Source organism: Armatimonadota bacterium (genome assembly GCA_028871815.1).
Lineage (GTDB): Bacteria > Armatimonadota > Chthonomonadetes > Chthonomonadales > Chthonomonadaceae > REEB205.
The window spans coordinates 331260-338818 of sequence record JAGWMJ010000004.1; the positions used below are offsets into that span (position 1 = coordinate 331260).

Sequence of the window (7559 nt, forward strand, 5' to 3'; positions counted from 1 at the left end):
ACATGGTGCGCAAGAGCGCAGCGGGCTTTACGCTTATCGAGTTGATCGTTGTCATCGTTATACTTGCGATAATGGCTGCGGTCGTGATACCGCGGGTAATCGGCCGTGCTCAGGATGCCCGCATCTCGAGCGCAATGTCCGATATCAAGTCATTCGATGACGCTCTGGACATGTACAAAGCGGATATCGGTGAGTATCCCACGAACGACCAGGGGCTGAACGCCCTGCTTACCAAATCGGATCCCAAATGGAACGGTCCGTACCTTAAGAATCAGACCAGCATTCCACTCGATCCCTGGGGCACGCCGTACAAGTATCAGATACCGGGTGGCTCCGGACGCGACTACGACATCTCGTCGGCCGGGCCGGACAAGCAGTTCGGCACTGCGGATGACATTCAGAGCTGGAACATCAGCGGCAAGTAGTGATGCTACCGCTCCAGACACGCCATCGCCTGCAGGGCGGCTTTACGCTGATCGAGTTGATCTGCGTAATCACCATAATCGCTGTTACTAGCGCTGTGGTGGTGCCGGCCTACGCCAGATTCATGGCCACGGAGCAGTTTCGGGCCGCTGCCGCCACCGTGGAGAGCACCTTTGCGGGCGCACACGCGCGAGCGATTCAAAACGACGCTCCGGTCGTGATCACCTTTGACACGGCTTCGCAGGTGCTTCAGGTCCAGTCTCAAACCACCGATCTGCCGCAAGACGGTCCTACCGCGCTGCAGCAATTCGATGCAGACTGGCGCATGCAGCATGGCGGAACGGGCGGCGGCCAGCAGCCGTCCACAACGCAGAGCGTGAGTTCGCTGGGCCAACACGCCGCCATTGTGCAGTTCGAGGCTGCGCCCGACTCACTGATGGGCGCCAGCATGCCGAACTCGGTGGTGTTTCATCCCGATGGTACGAGCAATGCCGCTCAGCTGGCGCTGATTGGCCCCAACGGACAAACAGTCCGATGGATGCTGATGCCGGCGACGGGTCAACTGGTTGAGGCCGGGGCCGAATGATGCGTCGCGGCTTTACCTTGATCGAGATGATTGTGGCCACCATGTTGCTCGCAATAGGCGTTTGTGCGGCCATGGCCGCGATTTCTTCATCAGTTCGGGCGCAGGACAAAGCCCGCTCGATCCAAACGGCGTCGTTGCTGGCCGCGCAGCAGCTCAACTCGGCGGTTGAAAACATCCAGAACATCAGCCCGGGCTCAACAAGCGGAAGTTTCGCTCCCCAACATCCCAACTACCACTACAACCAGACCATCGCGGCTACGAGTTTCCAGGACCTCTATCAGGTGAGCGTTCAGGTGATGTGGGGTTCGCCCCAGAATCCCCAGGAACGAACCCTGGCTACCTACATTCGCCAGCCACCGGCGCCCGGCAGCACGCAGACCGGATCGTCATCGGGGGGCGCCGGCAGCGGTGGCGCAGGTGGTGGGCTGCAGGGAGGCGGGCGATTGGGACGGCCTGGTGGAGGAGGTTTAGGCGGCGGCCTGCGTGGTGGCGGCGGTGGTGGCCTGCGCGGCGGCGGCGGCTTTGGCGCCGGCGGCGGTGGTGGCCTGCGCGGTGGAGGCGGATTCGGCGGCGGCGCTGGCGGCGGGGGGCTTGGAGGTGGCATCGGAGGCGGCGGTGGACTCCGGGGCGGTGGAGGCTTTGGCGGTGGTTAGAGCAGCAAGGTCCGGGTTCACGCTGCTAGAGGCCATTGTAGCTATGGTAATGATGGCAGTGATCATGACTGCCCTGGCGCTTGCGATGTCGGTAGCGCTGCAAGCCCAGGAGCGCTCATCGCACGATCTGACGGATTCCGGCTCGGTGCGGGCGGCGTTCAACACACTCACGCAGGATTTTCACGGTGCGACTGCCTCGAATTCCGGCGTCTCCGTCTTCGTAGCGGGAGGGCAGGGCGGAGGCAGCTCGGCCGCGGCAGCTTTCGGCAATTTGGTGACACTTACAACGGATTCCAACATCGTGGCTGCGCCGGACCTTACAATGAGCGCCGGCTCGATCAATCCTCAGCAGATGCAGAACAGCGCGACGATGCCGCAGACGGATGCGCTGGTGGTGCGATACGACTTTGACCAGTCGCGCCAGGAACTGATCCGAACGGTGTCACCCGTGCCGGACCTTGCCGACGTTGAAACCCCGGATACTTCGGCACAGGGCATCCTCTGCCAGCACGTGCTCAACATCTCGATCCAGTATTGGGATTTGAACCAACTGACATGGCGGAGCACCTGGGATTACGAGGGGTCGTTGGGCAGTGACTTTACAGCCACCAGCACGGGCACGAGTACCGGCGCCGGCGCCGCGTCGGGGTCAAGCTCATCATCCAGCAGCACAAGCACCCTGCCACCGGGCCAGAACGCCGCCGGTCAGGATACCGTACTACCGGCCCTGGTCGATATATCGATGACCGTAGCCGACAGCAGCGGCATCCCGCACACGAGCGAGACGTGGATTCCGATCGCGGTGACACAGCCAATCGACCGTACGCCTGGTACGCCGCCCAGCACCAGTACCAGCGGTGGCACGGGGTCAACGGGTGGCTGATATGCGTCAACCACGTTTCACCCCGCTCAAAGCACGCGGTCAGGCGCTGATACCTGCGCTGTTTGTTACAATGATTCTGACTGTGGTGGCTATAGCCTTTGCAACTACAGCAACCCGTGAGGTCAAATCCGCAAGTAACTTTCAGGCAAACAACGACGCTTACTATGCCGCTCGTGGCGCCGTGGATTACGCGATCAGCTCGCTGGAGTCTACGAGTAACAACGGCGCTACCTATGGCATCCTGCAGCCGGACTCCTCAACCGATGCAAACGGCTGGATGCAGATTGGAAACGCATGGGTGAAGGTGGATGTCATCGACACCGGCGCGTTTATAGATCTCAACTCGGTTTCGGCCACGACGCTCGCGGAACTTCCCGTTTTGCAGCAGAATCAAAACCTGATCTCAGCCATCGTCGCATGGCGGACTGCAGCTCCGGCTGCCGGCGCCGCAGCCAGCTCCAGTTCATCCTCGTCAACGGGCGCCACCGACCCATACGCGAGCTACTACCAAACCTTGCAGCCGCCGTATCAAGAGGCGCAGGCGCCATACACCACGGTGGACGAGCTGTTGTTGGTGGAGGGAATGACGCCAGACTTGCTCTACACGCCGATAAGCGGAAATGGTGGCCCGGCCGGTGGGTCGATGGCGCAGAGCAGTAACGGCCAGCCAGCAACCACAATTACGAGGCAGGTTGCTGCACAAGGTGGCGCCGGCGCCAGCGGTGGAGTTTCCGCGCCAAGTTCCGACACCAACTTTACCGATATCTTTTCGCAAAGCACCCTGTGCATGGCTAATCTGTTCACCACGGACCAGCGAGAACTGAATCAGTCGGCGAACGGCACGCAGCGCGTAGATATCAACACCGCCTCCGCGCAGACCATGGAGAGCGCGGGGATTCCAAGCGCCACGGCTGAGGCGATTGTTCGCCATCGCGGTGGTGGAGGAGGCGGCGCGCCTGCTGGTGGCGCCAAAGGTGGTGCGGCTGGTGGTGGCGGGGCGGCCGCAACCACCAACACCTACACGACGATCGCCGATCTGCTCAAAGTGCCCGGAATAACGCCGACTGTGATGCAGCAGATTGGCGACATGGTGACCACCGATACCGGACAGTATCGGATCGACAAGGTGGATGTGAACACTGCGCCCCAAGAGGTACTGGCCATGGTGCCCGGCATGACCCGTTCACTCCTGGATGCAATCGTACAGTACCGGCAGTCGGGCCAGGCGTTCCAATCTCTCGGCGACCTCTTCGCGCTGCCGTCAGTTGGCTCGCAGATTGGGGCCGTAATCGGCGACTTGAGCACGCGGAGTTCAACTTACCTCGTCCGCGTCAAAGTGCGTACCGCAGGTTCGCCACGCACTACGGCATATGAAGCGATGGTCGAGTTGAGGCCCGAGGGGGCGGCAATTCTTCAGTGGCGCGCCGTGGGACAGAATCCGGGTTGGACGCAATGGGTGCCGGGGCCGGTGCTGCCACAAGCGACGATACCCGCGTCCAGCAGCTCCGGTACCGGCTCCGCAAGCGGCTCCGGCAGCAGCGCAGGCGGCCTCTGATATGACAGCACTTAACCCATTTAGGAGCACTGAGTGAGCAGAAACGCGCGCAGCGGATCAGCAGCCGACTGCCTGACTATCGAACTTGCGATGGATGCGGTTCGTGTTGCCGAGGTGCAGCAGCGTGCCGACGCGCGTGTTGCCCGCAGTGCCGTCGAGAGTCTGCCAAGGGACCTATGGAGCAGCCTGGTGGACCGGCGTTCGGAGCTTGCCGGCGCGATCAAACGCGCGGTGGTTGGATCCGGCACATCGCGCCGTCGTGCCGTGGTCTCGTTACCAAGGCAACTGGTGATGGTGCGTCTGGCGAGACTTCCAAGAGCAGATGCAGCCCAGATGCGCGGCCTGGTAGCATTTGAGGCGCAGCAGCATATTCTCTTTCCTATCGACGACGTGGTCCTTGACTACGCTCAGGTTAAAGAGACTTCCATTACCGAGGCGAATGCCCACGACGACCTGCAGCCAGTCCTCCTGGCCGCAGCGCAGCGCCGGATAATCAACGAGGTTATGGCGGCAGTGACCGCTGCCGGCTTGTCTGTGGACCGGCTTACCGTCTCCACGCTGGCATTGGCGGAACACGCACGCGAGTCAACAGGAACGATCGCTGTAGTGACGGCAGAGTCTGGTGAAGCACAGGTTTCGGTAGTGGCCGACGGTGCGCCTCTGTTTTCGCGTGCCGCCAACCTGCCGCAGGCTACCGACCTCAATGCTCTCGAAACCGACCTGGCCGGTGAAATCGCACGGTCGCTCGCAGCATTCAGCACTGAATTCCGGCAGGCACGGATCGATGCTGTCTGGCTTGGCGGCGCTGCCGCGGCGGCGCCCGGCGGCACTGCAATGGCACAGAGGCTGGAGAGCGTGCTTGAGTTGCCGGTAACGCTGCTTGAGTCGCCGCTTGTTCGCGCAGGCGATCACGATGGTATCCGGTACGCGGTTTCGGTCGGTGCGGCGGCACAAGATAGCGGTGCGGCAATCGCCGGCGTGAACCTCATGCCGCAAGACGAACTCGAGCACCGGAGGCGGCGCCGCCAGGCATTTGCCGGACGCCTCGGTGTCGCGGGCGCTGCGGTCGCACTGGTGCTTGTGGTTGTAATTGCCCGCGCGTGGCTCATCAACTCGGCTGCAGCCCACAAGGCAGATCTGGCAGCAAACAATCAGCTGGCGCAGTCTCAAAAGGCGCTGACTGTTGTGCAGGCCCAGCACGATGCCGACAGCTCAATCGCCTCCGACATGGACTCTGTGCTCGACTTCAAGCATCCTGCTGTGGACGTTATTACGGCTGTGGGAACGGCGCTTGCCAGTCACAAGGACCTGTGGTTGACACAGTTTGCATTCGACCGTAAGTCGGGAGTAGTGATCCAGGGTGAGTGCAAATCGGCCCTCGCGGCAACCGGTCTGCTCATCCAACTGGAGCGTACCGGCGCGTTTAGCAATGTGCAACTCGGCTACCTGCGCGACGCCGCGGAGCAGAATGGAGCCGCCACCGTAAACTCCCCCGCAACGTCAAGCCCGGTAAGGCAGTCTGTATTACCGGGTGGAGGCCCGTTACCCGGCATGACCGACAGCAATCCAGCTACGGCGTCTGCATCGCCGCCCGGCGGCGCTGGACCGACGAGAGGCGGCCGCACGCGGGGATTCCGCGGTCGATTCGGTGGTGGAAGTGTGCCGGGTGCCGCACCAACTCCCAGGCTTGTTGCAACCGCGCCGGCCGGACAGACCTCGGCTGCAAATGCACCGGCTGCACCAGCACCACTTGCGCCGGTTTCCACAGCACCGACGGTTCCCACGCCGGCTGTGCCGTCGCCTTCCGCATCGCCGCCACCGACGAACATAATGACAACATTCCAGATCACGATGAAATTGGCTCCGGGAGCGACAATCGACCTACCTGCGGCAGCAGCCCCAGCTCACATTGTCACCAAGCGACCATCACCAGTGGCCTCGGCACATGGCTCGCGTACCGTATCGCATTCCGGGCCGGCGCCGATGGTGATGCCGGTATCGCATCAAACGCGGCATACCGCGATCGCTAGTTCAAAGGCCGGCAATGCGCACTAAACGAGAGCGCAACCTGGTGGTCAGCGGCGGGATTACCGTTGTGCTTTTGCTGTTATGGAACTTTATGGTTCCATCCGGTTCCGGCGCCGCCAGGCAGCTGCTTCCGGCGTCAGCAGCGCGAGAGAAGAATGCGGTAGCGCTGCGCACCACGCGCCGGCTCGCCGCCGAGAACGCGGCGATGAACGCACAGATCGCCGATACGGCGTACACCGATGCGCCGGATCGTGTCGTGCCGCAACTGGTTCAAAAGGTTCAACACATCGCGAATCAGGCTGGAGTACATATCAACGAGATAAAGCCGATGCGGCCGCAGACTCTCCAGAGCGGCAAAACACTGGCGGTACCGGTGGAGCTGCGAGCCCGGGCCGCCTTTCAGCCAAACGTGGTCAAGTTTCTTTACCTTGCCGAGGATCCGGGCGGCAAGATGGCGGTGACGCACGTTCAGATCAATCCACCGGATTCCAAGACGCACACCGTAGATGTTACGGTGGATATCGCTGCGTGCACCACAGCGATTCCATCGGCAAGTTCAGGAGGCATTCCAAATGGCTAACAGCCGCAAACAGACGGCGCGTAAATCGGCGCGCGGTCGCAACAAGAGCAACTTCCGCGGCACTCTCGCAGTTCTCGCCGCAGCCGCATGCATCGGTGTTGGCGTCTACGTTTTCGCCAGTCCCAGGCCGGATGCGTCTCGCAGGCCGCTGTCCGTCCGCGCTTCGGCGCCGTCCAGCCTGACAACCGACGGCAAGACGGTGGCGGCGCCAACTGCGGCAACAGCGTCGGACGGGCGCCGTCCGCTCTCCTATTATGCGCATGCCGTACCTTCAACTCTGTTCGAGCAGCCACAGCCGCCTGCGGCGTCCGCGCCGGTTGAAGCCCCGATGCCCGTGACGATGCCGGCGCCCGTCGATCCATTCGCAGGCTGGGCGTATACCGGTACGATCCGGCAGGGCAATCACATCATTGCACTGATCGAGAACACGAGTACTCACGAGGGTCAGTACGTCTCCGAAGGCTCCTGGTTTCTCGGCGATCAGGTGACACATATCACAGACGCCAGTCTTACCATCACGGGCGTCGGTACACCTCACGTGATGGCTAAGTCGCAGGACTTCAAGATGGTGCCGCTCGACAAGAGCGCGGCGTTTCTCGGTTCAACGGGCGCCACCGCGCCGAAGAAGCCCGGTGCGCCCCCACCGCCCCCGTCGGGCGCAGGCGCCCCTGCCGGCGGAGCTTCGAACGCGATGCAACAGATGCGCCAGCGGATACGGAGTATGTTCCGGAATTTCCGCGGTGGCGGGCGCGCGTTCGGCATGCCGGGCGGCAATATGACCATCCAGATGGCGGTGCCGGCCGGATAACGCCGAGCGCCCAGGTGTAGGAGTGTGGCCGCGAACAGATAGT

The 7559-nt window shown here is 62.3% G+C and carries 8 protein-coding genes; all 8 read left to right on the forward strand.

Annotation, left to right across the window (positions count from 1 at the left end):
• Window positions 1-2: 2 nt before the first annotated feature.
• From gspG to KGJ62_07460, 8 genes are read left to right on the forward strand one after another with little or no spacing between them, the layout of a single operon-like run.
• On the forward strand, window positions 3-425 hold the full coding sequence (gspG, locus tag KGJ62_07425; GenBank protein MDE2126403.1) for a type II secretion system major pseudopilin GspG: 423 nt from the start codon (window positions 3-5) through the stop codon (window positions 423-425).
• A complete protein-coding gene (locus KGJ62_07430) occupies window positions 425-1009 on the forward strand; it encodes a prepilin-type N-terminal cleavage/methylation domain-containing protein (GenBank protein ID MDE2126404.1) in 585 nt (194 codons plus the stop codon). The genes gspG and KGJ62_07430 overlap by 1 nt, the downstream gene beginning before the upstream one ends.
• Window positions 1006-1662 (forward strand): type II secretion system protein, encoded by a 657-nt coding sequence (locus tag KGJ62_07435; GenBank protein MDE2126405.1) that lies wholly within the window; start codon window positions 1006-1008, stop codon window positions 1660-1662. Before KGJ62_07430 ends, KGJ62_07435 begins: the two co-directional genes overlap by 4 nt.
• Window positions 1655-2545: a prepilin-type N-terminal cleavage/methylation domain-containing protein gene (locus KGJ62_07440; GenBank protein MDE2126406.1), complete on the forward strand. Its 891-nt coding sequence runs from the start codon at window positions 1655-1657 to the stop codon at window positions 2543-2545. The genes KGJ62_07435 and KGJ62_07440 overlap by 8 nt, the downstream gene beginning before the upstream one ends.
• Before the next feature lies 1 nt (window position 2546).
• Window positions 2547-4100 (forward strand): general secretion pathway protein GspK, encoded by a 1554-nt coding sequence (locus KGJ62_07445; GenBank protein MDE2126407.1) that lies wholly within the window; start codon window positions 2547-2549, stop codon window positions 4098-4100.
• Window positions 4101-4133: 33 nt separating this feature from the next.
• Window positions 4134-6155, forward strand: coding sequence for a pilus assembly protein PilM (gene pilM / locus KGJ62_07450; GenBank protein ID MDE2126408.1), 2022 nt, complete (start codon window positions 4134-4136; stop codon window positions 6153-6155).
• A complete protein-coding gene (locus KGJ62_07455; protein ID MDE2126409.1) occupies window positions 6145-6708 on the forward strand; it encodes a hypothetical protein in 564 nt (187 codons plus the stop codon). Before pilM ends, KGJ62_07455 begins: the two co-directional genes overlap by 11 nt.
• Window positions 6701-7516: a hypothetical protein gene (locus tag KGJ62_07460; GenBank protein MDE2126410.1), complete on the forward strand. Its 816-nt coding sequence runs from the start codon at window positions 6701-6703 to the stop codon at window positions 7514-7516. Before KGJ62_07455 ends, KGJ62_07460 begins: the two co-directional genes overlap by 8 nt.
• Window positions 7517-7559: the final 43 nt, after the last annotated feature.

Excerpts from the sequence above, each read along its gene's own strand:
- KGJ62_07455 (MDE2126409.1), top strand. The coding sequence starts at position 6,145 with ATGCGCACTAAACGAGAGCGCAACCTGGTGGTCAGCGGCGGGATTACC.
- KGJ62_07445 (MDE2126407.1), top strand. The coding sequence starts at position 2,547 with ATGCGTCAACCACGTTTCACCCCGCTCAAAGCACGCGGTCAGGCGCTG.
- gspG (MDE2126403.1), top strand. The coding sequence starts at position 3 with ATGGTGCGCAAGAGCGCAGCGGGCTTTACGCTTATCGAGTTGATCGTT.
- KGJ62_07435 (MDE2126405.1), top strand. The coding sequence starts at position 1,006 with ATGATGCGTCGCGGCTTTACCTTGATCGAGATGATTGTGGCCACCATG.
- KGJ62_07460 (MDE2126410.1), top strand. The coding sequence starts at position 6,701 with ATGGCTAACAGCCGCAAACAGACGGCGCGTAAATCGGCGCGCGGTCGC.